At 74.8% G+C, this 16,197-nt stretch carries 20 protein-coding genes and 1 riboswitch; of the genes, 6 read left to right on the top strand and 14 right to left on the bottom strand.

The window, feature by feature from the left end; genetic code table 11:
* Positions 1 to 17 precede the first annotated feature (17 nt).
* Positions 18 to 782 carry an alpha/beta fold hydrolase gene (locus ACIGG8_RS36630; protein WP_396552929.1) on the top strand — a complete coding sequence of 255 codons (765 nt, stop codon included), beginning with the start codon at positions 18 to 20 and terminating at the stop codon, positions 780 to 782.
* On the opposite strand, the gene ACIGG8_RS36625 is transcribed toward ACIGG8_RS36630, so the two are convergent.
* From ACIGG8_RS36625 to ACIGG8_RS36615, 3 genes are all read right to left on the bottom strand, one after another.
* Positions 767 to 1,684 carry an undecaprenyl-diphosphate phosphatase gene (locus ACIGG8_RS36625; protein WP_350525399.1) on the bottom strand — a complete coding sequence of 306 codons (918 nt, stop codon included), beginning with the start codon at positions 1,682 to 1,684 and terminating at the stop codon, positions 767 to 769. The genes ACIGG8_RS36630 and ACIGG8_RS36625 overlap by 16 nt on opposite strands.
* A gap of 116 nt (positions 1,685 to 1,800) precedes the next feature.
* Entirely contained in the window at positions 1,801 to 1,974 is a 174-nt protein-coding gene (locus ACIGG8_RS36620) for a hypothetical protein (protein WP_396552928.1), read from the bottom strand.
* 153 nt (positions 1,975 to 2,127) lie between these two features.
* Entirely contained in the window at positions 2,128 to 2,937 is an 810-nt protein-coding gene (locus tag ACIGG8_RS36615) for an NRDE family protein (RefSeq protein WP_396552927.1), read from the bottom strand.
* Positions 2,938 to 3,065: 128 nt separating this feature from the next.
* Between ACIGG8_RS36615 and ACIGG8_RS36610 the strand changes: the two genes are divergently transcribed.
* Positions 3,066 to 3,566: a carboxymuconolactone decarboxylase family protein gene (locus tag ACIGG8_RS36610; protein ID WP_396552926.1), complete on the top strand. Its 501-nt coding sequence runs from the start codon at positions 3,066 to 3,068 to the stop codon at positions 3,564 to 3,566.
* Between the two features lie 11 nt (positions 3,567 to 3,577).
* The gene (locus ACIGG8_RS36605) at positions 3,578 to 4,387 is read left to right on the top strand and encodes an isocitrate lyase/phosphoenolpyruvate mutase family protein (RefSeq protein ID WP_396552925.1); all 810 of its coding nucleotides are present in this window, start codon (positions 3,578 to 3,580) and stop codon (positions 4,385 to 4,387) included.
* Positions 4,388 to 4,508: 121 nt separating this feature from the next.
* Here the strand turns inward: ACIGG8_RS36605 and ACIGG8_RS36600 are convergent, their stop codons facing one another.
* From ACIGG8_RS36600 to ACIGG8_RS36555, 10 genes are all read right to left on the bottom strand, one after another.
* Positions 4,509 to 4,766 (bottom strand): hypothetical protein, encoded by a 258-nt coding sequence (locus tag ACIGG8_RS36600; RefSeq protein WP_396552924.1) that lies wholly within the window; start codon positions 4,764 to 4,766, stop codon positions 4,509 to 4,511.
* A gap of 84 nt (positions 4,767 to 4,850) precedes the next feature.
* Complete coding sequence (locus tag ACIGG8_RS36595) at positions 4,851 to 5,984, bottom strand: cytochrome P450 (protein ID WP_396552923.1); 1,134 nt, start codon at positions 5,982 to 5,984, stop codon at positions 4,851 to 4,853.
* A complete protein-coding gene (locus ACIGG8_RS36590) occupies positions 5,948 to 7,420 on the bottom strand; it encodes a cytochrome P450 (RefSeq protein ID WP_350525392.1) in 1,473 nt (490 codons plus the stop codon). Before ACIGG8_RS36590 ends, ACIGG8_RS36595 begins: the two co-directional genes overlap by 37 nt.
* Positions 7,417 to 8,052 carry an ATP/GTP-binding protein gene (locus ACIGG8_RS36585; protein ID WP_350525391.1) on the bottom strand — a complete coding sequence of 212 codons (636 nt, stop codon included), beginning with the start codon at positions 8,050 to 8,052 and terminating at the stop codon, positions 7,417 to 7,419. The genes ACIGG8_RS36590 and ACIGG8_RS36585 overlap by 4 nt, the downstream gene beginning before the upstream one ends.
* Complete coding sequence (locus tag ACIGG8_RS36580; RefSeq protein WP_350525390.1) at positions 8,030 to 8,377, bottom strand: DUF742 domain-containing protein; 348 nt, start codon at positions 8,375 to 8,377, stop codon at positions 8,030 to 8,032. The genes ACIGG8_RS36585 and ACIGG8_RS36580 overlap by 23 nt, the downstream gene beginning before the upstream one ends.
* A complete protein-coding gene (locus ACIGG8_RS36575) occupies positions 8,374 to 8,787 on the bottom strand; it encodes a roadblock/LC7 domain-containing protein (RefSeq protein ID WP_350525389.1) in 414 nt (137 codons plus the stop codon). The genes ACIGG8_RS36580 and ACIGG8_RS36575 overlap by 4 nt, the downstream gene beginning before the upstream one ends.
* A gap of 57 nt (positions 8,788 to 8,844) precedes the next feature.
* Entirely contained in the window at positions 8,845 to 10,056 is a 1,212-nt protein-coding gene (locus ACIGG8_RS36570; protein ID WP_350525436.1) for an ATP-binding protein, read from the bottom strand.
* 451 nt (positions 10,057 to 10,507) lie between these two features.
* A complete protein-coding gene (locus tag ACIGG8_RS36565) occupies positions 10,508 to 11,074 on the bottom strand; it encodes a TetR-like C-terminal domain-containing protein (protein WP_350525388.1) in 567 nt (188 codons plus the stop codon).
* Positions 11,075 to 11,197: 123 nt separating this feature from the next.
* Entirely contained in the window at positions 11,198 to 12,025 is an 828-nt protein-coding gene (locus tag ACIGG8_RS36560; RefSeq protein WP_396552922.1) for an alpha/beta fold hydrolase, read from the bottom strand.
* 129 nt (positions 12,026 to 12,154) lie between these two features.
* Positions 12,155 to 12,445: a YiaA/YiaB family inner membrane protein gene (locus ACIGG8_RS36555; RefSeq protein WP_350525386.1), complete on the bottom strand. Its 291-nt coding sequence runs from the start codon at positions 12,443 to 12,445 to the stop codon at positions 12,155 to 12,157.
* A gap of 197 nt (positions 12,446 to 12,642) precedes the next feature.
* Positions 12,643 to 12,801: riboswitch (cyclic di-AMP (ydaO/yuaA leader) on the top strand.
* A 12-nt stretch (positions 12,802 to 12,813) separates the two neighbouring features.
* Here ACIGG8_RS36555 and ACIGG8_RS36550 point away from each other — a divergent pair.
* Positions 12,814 to 13,647 carry a M23 family metallopeptidase gene (locus tag ACIGG8_RS36550; protein ID WP_350525385.1) on the top strand — a complete coding sequence of 278 codons (834 nt, stop codon included), beginning with the start codon at positions 12,814 to 12,816 and terminating at the stop codon, positions 13,645 to 13,647.
* 96 nt (positions 13,648 to 13,743) lie between these two features.
* On the opposite strand, the gene ACIGG8_RS36545 is transcribed toward ACIGG8_RS36550, so the two are convergent.
* Positions 13,744 to 14,619: a hypothetical protein gene (locus tag ACIGG8_RS36545; RefSeq protein ID WP_396552921.1), complete on the bottom strand. Its 876-nt coding sequence runs from the start codon at positions 14,617 to 14,619 to the stop codon at positions 13,744 to 13,746.
* Between the two features lie 42 nt (positions 14,620 to 14,661).
* Here ACIGG8_RS36545 and ACIGG8_RS36540 point away from each other — a divergent pair, with 42 nt between their 5' ends.
* On the top strand, positions 14,662 to 15,273 hold the full coding sequence (locus tag ACIGG8_RS36540) for a GNAT family N-acetyltransferase (protein WP_396552920.1): 612 nt from the start codon (positions 14,662 to 14,664) through the stop codon (positions 15,271 to 15,273).
* A 114-nt stretch (positions 15,274 to 15,387) separates the two neighbouring features.
* Positions 15,388 to 16,128, top strand: a complete 741-nt coding sequence (locus ACIGG8_RS36535; RefSeq protein ID WP_396552919.1) for a sensor domain-containing protein — start codon at positions 15,388 to 15,390, stop codon at positions 16,126 to 16,128.
* Positions 16,129 to 16,197: the final 69 nt, after the last annotated feature.

Here is a 16,197-nt window from a genome sequence, read left to right as displayed (position 1 = left end):
GCGCTACCGTGCCGCGCATGGCGAACTTCGTACTCGTGGCGGGCGCGTGGCTCGGTTCCTGGGCCTGGGACGACGTGGTGCCGGAGCTGCGCGCGGCCGGGCACGGGGCGTACCCGCTGACGCTGTCCGGGCTCGCCGGGCAGCGGGCGGTGCCGGCCGGGCAGCGGGAGCACGTGGCGGACGTCGTGGCCGCGGTGGAGGAGCACGACCTGCGGGAGGTCGTGCTGGTCGGGCACAGCTACTCGGGCGTCCCGGTGGGTCAGGCCGCCGAGCGGATCGGCGACCGGCTGGCCCGGCTGGTCCTGGTGGACGCCGACGTGCCGGTGACGGGGGAGTCCTTCGCCGACGGGATACCGGAGCCGGCCGGGCTGCGGGCCGACCTCGCCGCGCACGGGGGCTGGTGGCCGCCGCTGCCGCCCGCCGACTTCGCCGGACAGGGGCTGACGACCGGGCAGATCGCCCGGATCGCCGAGCGGGCCACCCCGCACCCGGGCGCCTCGCTGACCGAACCGGCCGTGCTGGAGGGGCCGTTGAGCGCCCTCCCGGCGGTGTACGTGAAGTGCCTGCTGGACTGGCCGGAGCCGCCGCCGGTGGTCGCCGCGCTGGTCGCGGACGGCCACTGGCGGCTGGCCGAGCTGGACACCGGGCACTGGCCGATGTTCTCCCGGCCGGCCGAACTGGCCCGGATCCTGCTGGAGTCGGTCCGGCCGGTCCGGCCGGGCGGGCCTGCTCGGAGCGACGGCCCGGCCGGGGCGGACGGGTCGGCTCAGACCGACAGGTAGACCGCGCTGCCGAGGCCGGCCAGGAAGCAGTAGATCGCGAACGGCGTCAGGCTGCGGGTCTCGAAGTACTTGGTGAGGAACCGCACCGAGACGTACCCGGCGGCGAAGGCGGCGACGCTGCCTGCGAGGACCGGGCCGAGCACGGGGGAGTTCTCCGGCTTGAACAGCTCGGGGACCTTCAGCACCGAGGCGGCCAGGATGACCGGGGTGGCGAGCAGGAAGGAGAACCGGGCGGCGTCCTCGTGGTGCAGCCCGCGCAGGATGCCGGCGCTCATGGTGACGCCGGAGCGGCTGATGCCGGGGAACAGCGCGAGGATCTGCGCGGCGCCGATCCAGGCGCCCTGCCCGTAACCCAGCTTGGTGAGCCGGTGGTCGGAGGCGACCGCCGGGTCCAGGCCCGGCTCGTCGACGGGGGCGGCGTGCCCGGCCCGGCGGCGGCCGGAGCCGCCGCGCTTGAGCCGCTCGGCGCCGAGCAGCACGAGCCCGTTGAGGGCGAGGAAGACGGCGGCCGGCAGGGGCTTGCCGAGCGCGTTGCGCAGCGCCTTCTCCAGCACGAGGCCGGCCACGCCGACCGGGATGGTGGAGAGGATGAGCAGCCAGGCGAGCTTCTCGTTGCGGCTCTCCACCCGGCGGTGGCGGATCGAGGTGATCAGCCCGCTGACGACGCGGACCCAGTCCTGCCAGAAGTACACGACCAGCGCGAGCGCGGTCGCCAGGTGCAGGGCGACCAGGGCGGCGAGGTAGGACGAGCCCTCGGCGGTCATGTCGAGGTCGTGCTGGATCTTCCCGCCGATCAGGGCGGGCAGCAGGATGCTGTGGCCGAGGCTGGAGACCGGGAAGAGTTCCGTGACACCCTGCAGCAGGCCGACGCCTATCGCTTCCGGGTAGGTCAGGGTGGACATCGCGCACCTTCGATCGGGGGGTCGGTGGCCGGCCTTGGTCCGGTGGCCCCCGCGAAGCTACTACGCCCATGTAGACGCCCGGCAGTCCCGCCGCCAGAAGTTCACCGACCGTACGTCTACGGGAAACCGGCGCCCAGGTGGTGGATCAGCGCCCCTGCCACGGCGGCCAGCAGGGTGGTGCTCGGGACGGCCCGGTGCGCGGGGTGGCCGAGCAGGACGAAGGCGCTCACGACGAGCGGTGCGCCCGCCAGCGGCAGGGCGACGGTCAGGACGGCGGACAGGCGGTGCATCGTGGCTCCCCGGACTCGGCTTCGGGCTCGACGCACGCCACGATGGCGCCTCCCGCTGCGTCAGGTTCAAGTCCTTTTCGCCCCGGCGGCCGGAGTTCCGGGCCGGGGCTGCTCCCGTCCGGTCGGGCCCGGCGGGGGCCGGTCGGGCCCGGGTCAGTCCGTCGCGATCCGCCGCCAGCCCGAGCCGTCCGAGCCGTCCGAGCCGTTCGGCCCGTCCGGCGCCACCGGCGCGGCGGCGAAGTCGTACCGCAGCAGGTCCGGTCCGAGCGCGAGCAGCGAGATCGACGAGGAGCCCCAGACCCGCCCGTCACCGAAGTCCCGGCGCTGGACGAGCGCCGCGTCCTCGTCCGGCGCCAGCCCGTCGCCGCTGACGATCGGCAGCCACGCGCCCCAGGCCCGCGCGGCGGGCCCGGCGCCGGTCGGCTCGGGGCGGGGCGCGGCGCTGAAGCGGGCCCGGAAGTGGGCGGCGCGCGCGGCCATCAGCGCGCTGATCCGCTCGGAGGCGGCGCGGTTGGCGGCCAGGCCCTCCAGTCCGTCGTTGAGCACCACGCTGAGGCCGGCGGGCAGTTCGTGCTCCGTGAGCCGGCCGCCGCCCCAGCTGGCGACCCGGGCGCCGTCCGGCCGGACCAGGACGAGGTGGAAGGGGTCGTACGGGGTCAGGTCGAGGTGGCCGATCCCGCCCTCCGTGACGGCGGTGAGCGGCAGCCGGCCCCGGGTGCGCCGGGAGTCGGCGGGGGCGAGCGGGCCGAAGCCGTTCAGCAGGCAGGCGGCGGTCCGCCGGGCGGGGTCGACGGCCAGCCAGGTGCCGCCGGCCGCGAGGTCGAGCCCGCCGAGCAGCTCCGGCCGGTCCGGCCAGTGGTGGTCCGGCGGCAGCCAGGCGCGCCCCAGGTACTCGTCCCGGACGGACAGCAGCAGTACCGGTACCGGCGCCCCCGGTTCGATGCTGACGAACGCCGTGCACACGACCCCGGCCCCCTGACCTCGTCCTGTCAGCGATCCTCGCACGGATGTTCGCACGCCGGAAATGGCCCAAGGAACCCGGTGCCGAATGCACCACGGCGACGGGCCACCGCGATCCTAGGCTGGTGATCATGACGACGAACGACAGCCTGCCGACCCCCGACGCGGCGGCCGGTGCGCACGTGCCCGCCCCGGCCCAGCGCCTCGCGCTCCCGAAGCTCGCCCCCGCCTACTACCAGGCGATGGTCGCCGTGGACCAGGCCGCCCGCACCGGCCTCGACCCGGTGATCGTCGAGCTGGTCAAGCTGCACGCCTCGATGGTCAACGGCTGCGCCTTCTGCATCGACATGCACTCCACCGACGCCGTGAAGCACGGCGAGCAGCAGCACCGCCTGCTCTCCCTCCCGGCCTGGCGCGAGACCCCCTGGTTCACCGCCCGCGAGCGCGCCGCCCTGGCCCTCACCGAGTCGGTCACCCTGCTGACCCAGGGCCACGTGCCGGACGCCGTGTGGGCCGAGGCCGCCGAGCAGTTCGACGAGACGGAGCTGGCCCAGCTGGTCGCGCTGATCGCCACCATCAACGCCTGGAACCGGATCGGCGTGAGCACCCGCCTGAGCCCGGCCGCGAAGTGAGGGCCGACGACGTGACGACCCGGCAGGAGAAGGCCCGGCTGCTCCGGGAGCTGCACCGCCCGGGCGAGCCGCTGGTGCTGGCGAACGTGTGGGACGCGGCGAGCGCCCGCCTGGTGGCCGTCGCCGGGGCACGCGCGGTGGCGACGGCCAGCGCGAGCGTGTGCTGGTCGCTCGGCAGCCCGGACGGCGGCGGCGCCGACCGCGAGCAGGTGCTGGCCCGGACCGCCCAGGTGGTCCGGGCGGTCGACCTGCCGGTCACCGCGGACCTGGAGAGCGGCTACGCGGACACCGCCGCCGGGGTCGGCGAGACCGTCGCCGCGCTGCTCGCCACCGGCGCCGTCGGGGTGAACCTGGAGGACGGCGGACGCCCCGTGGAGGAGGCCGCCGAGCGGATCGCGGCGGCCCGGGCGGCGGCGGGAGCAGCCGGTGTCCCGCTCGTCGTCAACGGTCGCACCGACGTGTTCCTGCACGGCACGGGAGCCCCGGAGGGCCGGCTGGACGAGGCCGTCCGCCGGCTGCGGGCGTACGTCGAGGCGGGCGCGGACACCGTGTTCGTCCCCGGCGTGGCCGACCCGGAGACCATCGCCGCCCTGGTCGCGGCCGTTCCGGCGCCGCTGAACGTGCTGGCCGGCCCGGGCTCCCCGTCGGTCGCCGACCTGGCGAAGCTCGGCGTGGCCCGGATCAGCCTCGGCCCGGGCCTGGCCAAGGCGGCGTACGCGGCGGTCCGCCGGGCCGCCGAGGAGGTGTACACGAGCGGAACGTACGGCGCTCTCGACGGCGGGCTGACGTACCCGGAGCTCAACGGGTTCTTCTCCGCCTGAACCCCGGGACCGGGCCGGATTCCGGCACCGGGCCCGGGCCCGGACCGGGGGCGGCCGACCGTTCGGGGGACGGCCGGCCGCCCGGCACCGGCCGGTCGGCCCGGGGCGCCGCCGACGCCCGTCAGCCGATCTGCCCGCTGAGCCCCGGGTGGCTCATCTGGTTGGTGCCGACGGCCTCGACCTCGTTGGCGGCGTGCCCGACCACCGGGAGCTTGCCCGCGGTCTGCAGGGCGAGGTCGGCGGGGGAGAGGTTGAGGCCGTCGGTCAGGCCCCCGGTGGCGTCCGGCGAGGCGGCGGTCTGGGTGGTGGCGGAGGCCACCGGGGCGGCGAGGGCCAGGCCCGCCATGGTGAGGGCGGCCAGGGTGGCGAGCTTCTTCATGCCGTGGCTCCTCGTGCCGTGCGTGCCGTCGTTCTTGGTGCCGTGGTTCGTCATGCACTGCCGAACGACCGGGCCGCCCTCAGGTCACCCGGCGGGCCGGACGCTCACCCACAGGGTCCGCACACTGTTGCTGACGAACGACGCGATCGGCTCGTTCGTCCGGCCCTCCGCCAGGGCCAGCCAGGGGAAGCGCCCGAACAGGTGCCGCAGCGCCGTCTCGGCCTCCAGCCGGGCCAGCCCGGAGCCGAGGCAGAAGTGCGGGCCGTGGCCGAGCGACAGGTGCCGGGCGGGCTGCCGGGTGAGGTCGAAGCGGTCGGCGTCGGGGTGGTGCCCGGCGTCGCGCCCGGCCGCCGCGTACGAGGCCAGCAGCGCCTCGCCGCGCCGGATGACCACGTCGCCGACCTCGATGTCCTCGACCGCGTAGCGCAGCGGGAACTGCCCGACCGGCGAGTCGTAGCGCAGCGTCTCCTCGACCACCGCCGACCACGGCTGCGCGCCGTCCAGGACGAGCTGCAGCTGGTCCGGGTGGGCGAGCAGGGCGCGGACGGCGTTGGTGATCAGGTTGAGCGTGGTCTCGTGCCCGGCGACCAGCATCAGCAGCAGGGTGCCGACCAGTTCGGCCTCGCTGAGCTGCTGCCGGTCCGTGCTCGGGCCGGCCTCGCGGGCGGCGATCAGGTCGGTGGTCAGGTCGTCGCCGGGCTCGGCCCGCTTGGCGGCCACCACGGAGGCCAGCAGCGCGTTCAGGTCCCGCTGCGCGGCGACGGCCGCCGCCGGGGTGGCCGAGCTGGAGACCAGGGTGTCGGACAGCGCGTGCAGCCGGTCCTGCTGCTCCAGCGCGAGGCCGAGCAGTTCGCCGATCACCTGCATCGGCAGCGGGTAGGCGAAGTGCTCGCGGAGGTCGAACTCGCCCTCCAGCTCGGCGACCCGGTCGAGCAGCGCGATCGTCCTGGCCTCGATCGCCGGTGCCAGGGCGGCTATCCGGCGCGGGGTGAACGCCTGGGAGACCAGTCCGCGCAGCCGCCGGTGGTCGTCCCCGTCGGCGGTGACCATGCCGGGCACGGAGACGAAGTTGGTCAGCGGCCAGCCCTCCGGGAGCCGCCCCTCCCGGAACGTCGTCCACAGCCGGGGGTTCTTGCCGACCCGGGGGTCGGCGAGCAGCGTCTGGAGGGTGTCGTGGTGGGTTATCGCCCAGACCACCACCCCGCCAGGGAGTTCCACCAGGACCGCGGGGCCGGCCGCGCGGAGTCGGGCGTTCTCTCCGTGCTGGTCGCCTCCGAAGGGGTCGAGTCGGACGGGCTCGGGTCGGGCTCCTGCGGGATCGACGGCGGTGTCCATGCGGGCCTCTCGGGGGCTGGCGGGCGGGGCGGGGTGAAGGCGCTGTACAGCACCGGCAGGGCGGTCAGGGCCCGCGACCACGGGGACGGGCGCCAGGACAGCTCGCCCGGCGGGACGGCGAGTTGGAGGTCGGGCAGCCGGTGCAGCAGGGTCTCGACGGCGGTCTCGACGATGATCCGGGCCGGGTGCTGGGCCGGGCAGACGTGCCGGCCCGCGCCCCAGGCGAGGTGCGCCCGGTTGCCGCCGAGCGAGCCCTGGGCGGCGGCGGAGACGCCCTGGGCGGCCGGGTCGGCGTTGGCCGCGGCCAGGCCGAGGACCAGCATGTCGCCGGCGCTGATGTACTGGCCGCCGAGCACGGTGTCGCCGGTGGCCCAGCGGCCGGGGAAGTTCTGCGTCGGCGGGTCGCGCCAGAGCACCTCCTCCAGCGCGTCGGACACGGTGAGCCGGCCGCCGGTGAGGGTGGCCCGGAACCGCCGGTCGGTGAGCAGCAGCCGCAGGGTGTTGCCGATCCAGTTGATCGAGGTCTCGTTGCCCGCGACCATCAGCACCACCAGGTGGTGCACCGCCTCCTCGTCGGTCAGCCCGGCCGGGTGGGCGAGCAGCCAGGAGGTGAGGTCGGCGCTGGGCGCGGCCCGGCGGCGCCGGACCAGGTCGACCAGGATCGCCTGGAACTCGGCGCCGGCCCGCTGGGACTCGGCGCTGCTGTCCACGAAGTGGCTGATCAGTTCGACCAGTCGGGGCCCGGCCTCGGCGGACAGGCCGATCAGCTGGGTGAAGACCAGCAGCGGCAGCCGCCGCGCGTACTGGGCGATCAGGTCGGCGGTGCCGTCCGGCCCCCAGCTGTCGATCAGGCCGTTGGCGGCGGCCTCGGTGGTGCCGCGCAGCTGGTGGTGGTCGATCTGGGCGAGGGTGTCCGAGACGGCGGAGCGCAGCCGCTGGTGCTCGGCGCCGTCCAGGTTGAGCAGCGTCGGGCGCCAGGCGGTCATCGTCAGCAGCCGGGAGTCGGCGGCCAGCCGGCCCTCGGCGGGCACCCGCCAGCGGCGCGAGTCCTTGGAGAACAGCGCCTCGTTGCGGGTGAGTTCGAGCAGTTCGGCGTAGCCGAGGACGAGCCAGGCCTCGACGCCGGGCTCCAGCTCGATCGGTGCGACCGGGCCGTAGTGAGCGCGCAGCCGGGCGTACAGGCCGTGCGGGTCCTCGGCTACCGCCGTGCCGTGCAGCGGGGTCAGCGGCACGCCCACCGGCAGGCCGCCGGGCAGGCTGCCGCCGTGGGCGACGGGGCAGCCGTGGGCGCCCGCGGCCCCGGGGTCGGAGGCGTTCATCCCTGCAGCTCCAGGATCGAGTTGCGGTGCAGGTGGTCGACGAAGTCGATCAGCAGGTCGTAGGACTGCCGCCGGTCGCGAGCGTCGCAGAACAGGATCGGTACGTCCGGCAGCAGGTCCAGCGCCGTGCGCAGTTCCTCCTCCGGGTAACTCGGTGTGTCCGGGAAGGTGTTGACCGCCACCGCGAACGGGATGCGCTGCTCCTCCAGCCGGCCGAGGACGTCGAAGCTCTCGTCCGGCCGGCGCAGGTCGACCATGGCGATGGCGCCGAGCGCGCCGCGCGACAGGTCGTCCCAGAGCGGCCAGAACCGCTGCTGCCCGGGGGTGCCGAACAGGTACAGCGCGAGCCGGGGGTTGAGCGTGATCCGGCCGAAGTCCAGCGCGACCGTGGTGGTCGTCTTGCCGCCGCGCCCGGTGAGGTCGTCGACGCCGCTGCTGGCGGCGGTCATGGTCTCCTCGGTGCGCAGCGGGGTGATCTCGCTCAGCGAGCCGACCAGGGTGGTCTTGCCGACCCCGAACGGGCCGGTGACGAGGATCTTGACCGCGCCCTGCACCGAGGACGGCAGGTACTGCGGCCCGTCGGCGGACCCGGCGGCCCCGGGGGCGGCTTCAGCGGAGTTGGCGGAGGCCAACGAGCACCTCTTCCAGAAGGGTTGTGGGCAGGCGTTCGGCCTGCGGGACGGGTGGGAGCACCTGCACGGCGCCGAGGTCCCACAGGTCCCCGACCAGCACCTTGACGACGCCGAGCGGCAGCCCCAGGTGGGCCGCCACCTCGGCGATGGACAGCAGGCTGTGGCAGAGTCCGAGGATGCGCCGGTGCTCACGGTTCAGCAGCACGTGCTCGGGCAGTTCCGGAGGCTCGGGTAACGCGCTGACCAGGCTCTCCAGGGCCAGCTCGGGGCGGGTGGAGCGGCTGCGGCCACCGGTGATGACGTACGGCCGGACCGGCCCGCTCACCGGTGGCCCCCCGCCGCGTGGTCGACGCGCGGCGGGCTGGTGAGGTGGGCTCCGATCCGCTCGACCAGGACCTGCATCTGGTAGGCGACCAGGCCGGCGTCCACCGCCTCGCTGGTCACCACGGCCAGGTGCGCACCGGCCCCGGCGGCGACGATGAAGAGGTAGCCGCCGCCGTACTCGATGATGATCTGGCGGGTGGCGCTGCCCGGTCCGCCGAAGCCCGTCGCGACGCCGCGGGCCAGGGACTGCAGGCCGGAGCAGGCGGCGGCGAGCCGTTCGGCGTCCTCGCGCGCGATGCCCGCGCTGCGGCCGATCTCCAGGCCGTCGTTGGAGACGACGACGGCGTGCTGGACCTGCGGGACATTGATGATGTCGGCGAGCAGCCAACCGAGATCAGGCGTGGTGGTCATGGAGTTCTCCGGAGCGCTGGGGAGTCGGGGGGAGTCGGGGGAAGCGTGCGGGAGTGGTCAGGAGGGGCCGGGTGCGTTCCGGCCCTGGCCCCGGGCGGCCGACCGGCCGCTGGCGGTCCCGGCCTGGAACATCGCCATGAACGTCTGCGCGTCCCGGGCCGAGCGGTACGGCGGGGCGGGCGGCGGGGGAGCCGCGTGCTGGGCGGGCCGGTTGGCGCGGTCGCGCCGGTGGCTGCGGCGGGGCAGCGGCGGTGGGGTGTCGCCGCCGACCGGGGCCCGGCCGGGTGGCGGGGTCTCCAGCAGGGGGTGGTCGGCCGGGGAGGCCGGCCCGGGGCCGGGGCTGAACGCCGGGTCGCCCGGCCCGAAGCCGGGGACGGTGGGCGGCAGCGGCTCGGTGAGCAGCGCGTTCGGCAGCAGGATGACCACGCGGACACCGCCGTACGGGGAGGGCGCCGAGCTGAGGGTGACCCGGAAGCCGTACTGCTCGGCGAGCCGGCCGACCGCGGCCAGGCCCAGCTGCGGGACCTCGCCGAGGCGGGAGACCTCCAGGGTGCTGCCGCCGGCGAGCGCGGCGGCGGCCTTGGCGACGGCCTGCTCGGGCATGCCGACGCCGCCGTCGTCGATCTCGATGACGGCGCCGTTGTGCACCGGCATCAGGGTGACGAACACCTGGGTGCTGGGCGGGGAGTAGCGGGTGGCGTTGTCCAGCAGCTCGGCGATCGCGTGGATCAGCGCCTCGGCCGCGGCGCCGACCACCGCGGTCTCGATCCGGCTGCGGACCACCACCCGCTGGAACGGCAGGATGCGCGACTGGGCGCCGCGGACGACGTCCTCCAGGGTGACCGGCTCCGGCCAGTGCCGGCCGGCCCGGGCGCCGCACAGCACGGCCAGGGTCTGGGCGAGCCTGGCCTGTTGGGCGGCCGCGTGGTCGGCCTTGAGCAGGCCCTCCAGCAGTGCCGGGTCGTCGTGGGTGCGTTCCATCTCGTCCAGCAGCGCCTGCTGGTCGTGGGCCATCACCAGGATCCGGCGGGCCACGCTGAGGAAGGCGCGCTGGGTGGAGGCGGTGAGTTCCTGCTCGTGCTGGACGGCGGCCAGGTCCACGCCCCGGCGGGAGAGTTCGGCGGTGAGCTGTTCCTGGAGCCGGGCGAGTTCGTGCTGCAGCCGGTCGGCGCGGCCGCGCTGGGTGACGGACACGGCGTGGTAGCGCGCGGCGGCCACGAGGGCGAGGACGGCGAGCACGCCGGTTGCCGTTACTGACCACTGAGTCATCGTCACGCGGCGAATTCTAGGGTGATGATCCTACGAAGGTGTGAACGGATCTCGCCAAGTGACCGGATCTCGTCAAAATCAAGTCAATCCGCCCGCATTCCGGACTCGTTCGTCCCCGATCGCCCTCTGGGGCAAGCCCTCGGGGCGGCTCCGCCGGGTCGGCCGCCACCCGTCCCGAACCCACCCGATGGCCGGTTCGCGCCCTGGGATGTGTGGGGCCTGTGTGCAGGATGTCGCGAAAGCGGATCCTCGGGGCCGGCGGCGTCTTCCCTCGATGCCTCCCCTCGGCGCCTCCCCCGGCGCCTCCCCCGGCGTTTCCCCCGGCGTTTCCCCCGGCGTTTCCTCCGGCGTTTCCTCCGGCGTCCACCCGTCCTCCGTCGGGGCGCCGCGGGGGGTCGGCCGGCTCGACGCCCCCGGTGTCCGCCGGTCCGCCGGGTGCGTGGGCGGCCCGTCAGGCGGGCCAGGCGCGGAGGCCGGTGGTGAGGGTGGCGATGAGGCGGTCCTGGGTGGTGGTGAGGTCCTCGGCGAGCCGGAAGGCACCGGCGGTGCTGAGGGAGGCGAAGCCGTGGGCCAGGGAGCGGACGGTCCGGGCGGCGTGGATCGCCTCGGAGCCGTCGAGCCCGTACTCCCGCAGGACGGCGATGATCACGCCGACGAGTCGCGCGGCCGCTTCGGCGAGGTCGTCGTCGGGCTGCGGGGCCTGGGGGAGGGCGTTGTAGCGGTGCGGGTGCTCGGTGGCGTACGCGTGGTAGGCGCGCAGGACGGCCGCGACGGCGTCGTCCCCGCTGCGGCCGACCGCGGCGGCGGCGAGGCAGTCGGCCAGTTCCCCGGTGACCCGGACGGCGATCAGCCGCCGCAGTTCGGCGAGGCCACCGCTGACGTGCTTGTACAGCGAGGGGGTGGCGACGCCGGCCCGGGCGGCGACCGCGGCGAGGGTGAGGGCTTCGGTGCCCTGTTCGTCCAGGAGGGCGATGGCGTGGTCGACGACCTGGTCGGGGGTCAGTCCTATGCGGGGCATGGTTCGGGCTTCTCTCGTGCGGGAGTCGGCGGTGGTCGGGCGGCGGTCCCGCCGTGGGTCGGCCCCCGGTGGCCGGTCGGTGGTGGGCCTGTGGCGGGCCGGGTGGGCCGGGCGGTCGGGCGGTCAGGCGAGTTCGGCGAGGAAGGGCAGCAGGGCGTCCGCGGTGGCCTGCGGGTCGTCGGCCATCGGGTAGTGCCCGGACCCTTCGATCATCGCCTTCCGCGCGCCCAGCGCCGCGACCTGCCGGTCGGCGACGAGCTCCGGCTTCGGGAAGTCGGGGTCCTTGCTGCCCATGACCACCAGCGCCGGGCACCGCACGGCGGCCGTCCAGCCGACCGGCGAGGAGTTCCCGGTGACGTACCCGCGGGTGGCGGTCTTGCGGCCCGGGGTGCGCAGCGCGGCGACCAGCCCGTTCACGTAGGCGTCGAAGTCGGCGGGCTTGGCGCCGGGGAAGGCCATCCGGCGCAGGTAGAAGCCCCAGAAGGCGGGCCAGTGGACGAGCGCCGCGCCCATCAGGCCGAGGACGCCGCGCATCAGGGCGCCGGGCTGCGGGTTCTCGACGAAGGCGTCGATCAGGACGATCCCGGCGACCCGCTCCGGCGCGTCCCCGGCGACCTTGACGACCGTCGCGCCGGTGTAGGAGTTCCCGGCGAGGACGGCGCGCTCGATGCCGAGGTGGTCGAGCAGGGCGAGGACGTCGTCGGCGATCGCGGCGGGGTCGTAGTCGTCCCAGGCGATGGACGACTCGCCGAAGCCGCGCAGGTCCATGGTGACGACCCGGTGGCCGGCGGCGACGAGCAGCGGGCGGAGGTGCCGGTACGCGGCGCGGCTGTCGAGCATGCCGGGCAGCAGGACGACGGGGGTGCCGTCGCCCTGCCGGGTGTCGTCGAAGGCGATCCGCCCGCCGGGGAGGGTCAGGTACTGGGTGTCCGGGGTGATGGTGGCGTTCATGGTGGGCCTCCTCGGTCCTCCGCTGCGGGCATCGGCGGTGCTGCCGATAGCCATAAAGCTAAGGCTAATAGCCTTAGCCGTCAAGTGCTCGATCGCGGCGGAGGGGGAGGGGGTGTCGGGCGGCCCGCCTCAGACCCCCTCGACCTTGAACGGGTCGTGCTCGCTGAGCAGCTTCTCCAGCCGGGCCTGGTCGACCCGGCTGACGATCTCGTTCGTCTCCTGTCGGTCCCGGACCACCTTCGCCAGGGTGAACGCGGAGCTGACGGTGTAGAGGAGGCCGATCCCGAGGAACGCCCGGGTCCACCCGCCGACCGGCAGGTAGGCGATCCCGACGGCGAGGGCCGTGCCCGACAGGGCGAAGGAGAGGATGGCCTGGATGTAGTAGGCGGCCGTCGTGCGGTTCTGCATCGGTGCGCTCATGGCGTCAGGATGCGGCCGCCCGGCCGGGCCGCACATGAGTAGGAGTACTCAGATGGAGTGCTCGTGTCGAAGGGTCGTTCGTTGACGTCCTATCACTCGCTCCACGGCCGTCCCGGACGGATGGCTTGGAATCAGAGCGTCCTAGGATTAACGTTTGATAACGCAGCGCGGTTGTCAACGCCGTACCCAGACGGCACCGTGCGCCGTCGCCTAATCCCGCCGGCCGGCCTCCGGGCAGGTCAGGGAGCCGGGGAACCACGTTCCTTGGGGTGAATCGGCGGGGCCCCGGCCCGGCCGTAGGAGACCTTCCTGCTCCGAACCCGTCAGCTAACCCGGTAGGCGCGAAGGAAGGAAAGGAGCGCGCCTCCGTGGCGTCGACGCACACTCCGGCACACCCGGCCGGCCCCGCAGCCGGTACCCAGCTCCTCGACCACCCCGGTGCGGACGGCCCCGAGGCCCTCGGCCCGGAGGCCGAGACCAACCGGCACCGGATGCCGCGTCAGGTCCGCGGCACCTCCCCGCTGCTCGGCGTCACCGCCGTCGCCGCCACCCTGGGCGCCACCGGCTTCGCCTCGGCCACCCCGGCCGCCGCACCCGCCGTCGAGGCCCCGGACGAGACGCCGGTCGCCCTCTCCGCCGACCCCGGCCTCGCGCTCGCCGCCCGCATCCAGCAGCAGGCCGACAGCCAGCGCACCGCCGCCGAGGAGACCGCCCGCGTGCAGGCCGCGCAGGAGGCCGAGGCCAAGGCCGCCGCCAAGGAGGCCGAGGCCAAGCGCGCCGCCGAGGAGGCGGAGGCCAAGCGGGCCGCCGCCCTCACCCTCCCGGTGAAGGACTACCGGCTCTCCGCCCACTACGGCCAGAGCGCCCGCTACTGGGCCAACCTGCACACCGGCCTGGACTTCGCCGCCGACACCGGCACCCCGGTCTACGCGCTCGGCCAGGGCACCATCACCTCGGCCGGCTGGTCCGGCTCCTACGGCTACCGGATCGTCGAGACCCTGCCCGACGGCACCGAGATCTGGTACTGCCACCTCTCCTCGATCATCGCGGGCTCCGGCAAGGTCACCTCCGGCCAGCAGATCGGCAAGGTCGGCGCGACCGGCAACGTCACCGGCCCGCACCTGCACCTGGAGGTCCGCCCCGGCGGCGGCGCCCCGGTCGACCCGGAGCCCTGGCTCCAGCAGCACGGCCTCAACCCGTAACGGACACCCGGAGGCCCGTAGCGGCCTCCCGGAAGCCCGCAACAGCCACCCGGAAGCCCCCGGCCGCACGGCCGGGGGCTTCCCGTTTCCACGCGGCTACTCCTCGGCGGGCAGCTGCGCCAGGTAGGCGTCGATCTCCTCCTGGCCCGGCTCCGGCGCCAGCTCCGGGAACTCCGCCACCAGCAGCCGCGGCAGCCCGGGCACCGTCCACTCCCCGAACAGGTCGAGTGCCGCGTCGACCGCCGAGTCCTCGAAGTGCCCGAAGTCCCCGGCCAGTTCGTCCGGCATCGGGCGCCCGAGCGCGGTCAGCTCGGCCAGGTTGCGGTAGCTGCGCCGCATCAGGCCCTGCTCCAGCAGCCGCCGGGCGCCGTCCGTGGCCATGCCGACCGACAGCACCCGTCCCGGTCCCCAGCCCTGCTCGTCCGGCTCGTCCAGCCAGCCGGTGGGCACCAGCGCCTCGTACGCGGCCAGCCGCTCCTCCTCCGCCAGCCCGGCGAAGCCGGTCAGCCAGTCCCGCACCGCCGCCCCGTCCGCGACGTCCACCCCGTGCGCGTGCAGCAGCAGCGCGTACAGCCGGGGCCAGGTCACCAGGTCGGCGCGGCGCAGCAGCCCGGCCGCGACCTCGCCCTGCCACTCGGCCTCGGCGTGCAGCCGCTCCTGGCGCTTGGCGTTGAGCCGCCGCACCGCCCGCTGGTGGTCGATCAGCAGCCGGACCGCCTCGCCGTACGCGAGCGGGTCCTCCTCGGGCGCGGGTTGGACGTACAGGTGGAGGCGCTCGTACAGCAGGTGCTCCACCGCGTCGGAGGTCAGTTCGGGCCAGCCGTCGTGCATCCTGCTCTCGCCCAGCTCCAGCAGCGCCAGCACCGCGCGCAGCGGCCCCTCGGCCACCGGCGTGCGGCCCTGCTCGGCCGCCCAGGCGAGCAGGTCGGCGGCCCTGGTGCGCGGGGCGAGCCGCAGGTCTTCGTCGTTCATAGTCCGAACGGTAGCCGCCGGGGGCGGGTAGGGTCGGCAGCCATGGTCCCCGTACGACTCACCGGCCCCCGGCTGGCCATCCGCGAGTACCACCACACCGACGGCGACGTGGACGCCCTGCACGCGCTGTTCGGCGACCCGGAGGTCACCCGGCACCTGCCGTTCGAGCCGCACGACCGTGAGACCTGCGCCGACCAGATCGAGCTCTACCTGGAGGAGGCGATGGCCGAGCAGCGGGACACCTACCGGCTCGCCGTCACCAGGCTCGCCGACGCCGAGGAGCCGCGGGACGCGACCCCGATCGGCCAGGCCTCGCTCACCCTCGGGGAACACGGCGCCGCCGACCTCGGCTGCGTCCTCGGCCACGAGTTCCAGGGGAGCGGCCACGGGCGCGAGGTCACCGCCCTGCTCTGCGTCCTCGGCTTCGGCGTCCTGGGCCTGCACCGGTTGACGGCCCGGGCCGAGACGGCCAACGCGGCCGCCGCCAAGGTGCTCACCGGACTCGGGTTCCGGCCGGAGGAGCGGGCGCGGCAGGACCGGCTCCCGGACGGCGAGCGGTCCGGCTCGGACCACTACGTGCTGCTCGCCGACGCGTGGCCGGGCCCGGCCGACCGCCGTCCGGCCGAGCGGCGGCCCGAAGGGGCGGGGGGTTAACCCCACCTCCGATCCGCCAGGCCTCCGGATGCCCCGGGCCCCGGCCGTTCGACCAGACTGGACGACGTCAGGGAACGCGAACGACCGTCACAACGAAGGGCCGGGGGCCGGGAGATGAGCAGCAGCCGAAGCACACTGGACCACGAGTTCGACGTCCTGGGCGGGTACGACGCCGAGCCGCGTCCCGACCGGGCCCACCGGACGGAACAGCCGCCGGCCTTCCTGGCGGCGCCGTTCTCCGCGCACTACTACCGCGAGATCGGGTACGTGCTCACCGGCCTGCCGGTGGCGATCGCCGGGTTCGCCGTCGCGATCGCCCTGTTCTGCCTCGGTCTCGGCACCTTCGTCACCGCCCTCGGCCTGCCCGTCCTGGCCGCCCTGACCGTCGCCGGCCGGGGCTTCGGCCGACTGGAGCGGGCCCGGGTGCGCGGCATGCTGGCCCTGGACGTCCCCGGCCCGAAGCCGGCGCGCCGGGTCCGCCCGGGCAGCTGGGGGGCGATCACCGCGCGGCTGGCGGACCCGGCGGGCTGGAAGGCCGCGCTGCACCAGGTGGTGATGTTCCCCTGGGCGATCTTCAGCTTCACCATGACGCTGGTGTTCCTGCTGGTCGGCTGGGCGATGGCGCTCTACCCCGTCTACCACTGGGTCTTCCCGACCTTCACCGACTGGCGCGGGTACCAGGTGTTCGACTACACCGACAGCCACCACGCGCGGCACGTCTACTACGTCGAGGGGGTGTGGCAGATCGCCGCGGTCTCGCTGGTCGGGGTGGTGCTGGTGTTCCTCACCGCGCAGCTGGTCCGTGGTCTGACCAACGTCAACCGGGCGGCCGCCCAGGGTCTGCTCGGCCGCTGAGCCGGTACCGGCCGTCAGGCCCCGTTCCGCCCCGTCCGGCCCCGTCCGCTCCGTCCGGCCCCGTCCGCC

Origin of the sequence: Kitasatospora sp. NPDC085464 (assembly GCF_044541955.1) — a bacterium.
Taxonomy (GTDB): domain Bacteria; phylum Actinomycetota; class Actinomycetes; order Streptomycetales; family Streptomycetaceae; genus Kitasatospora.
This window is presented reverse-complemented; position numbering and strand designations above follow the sequence as displayed.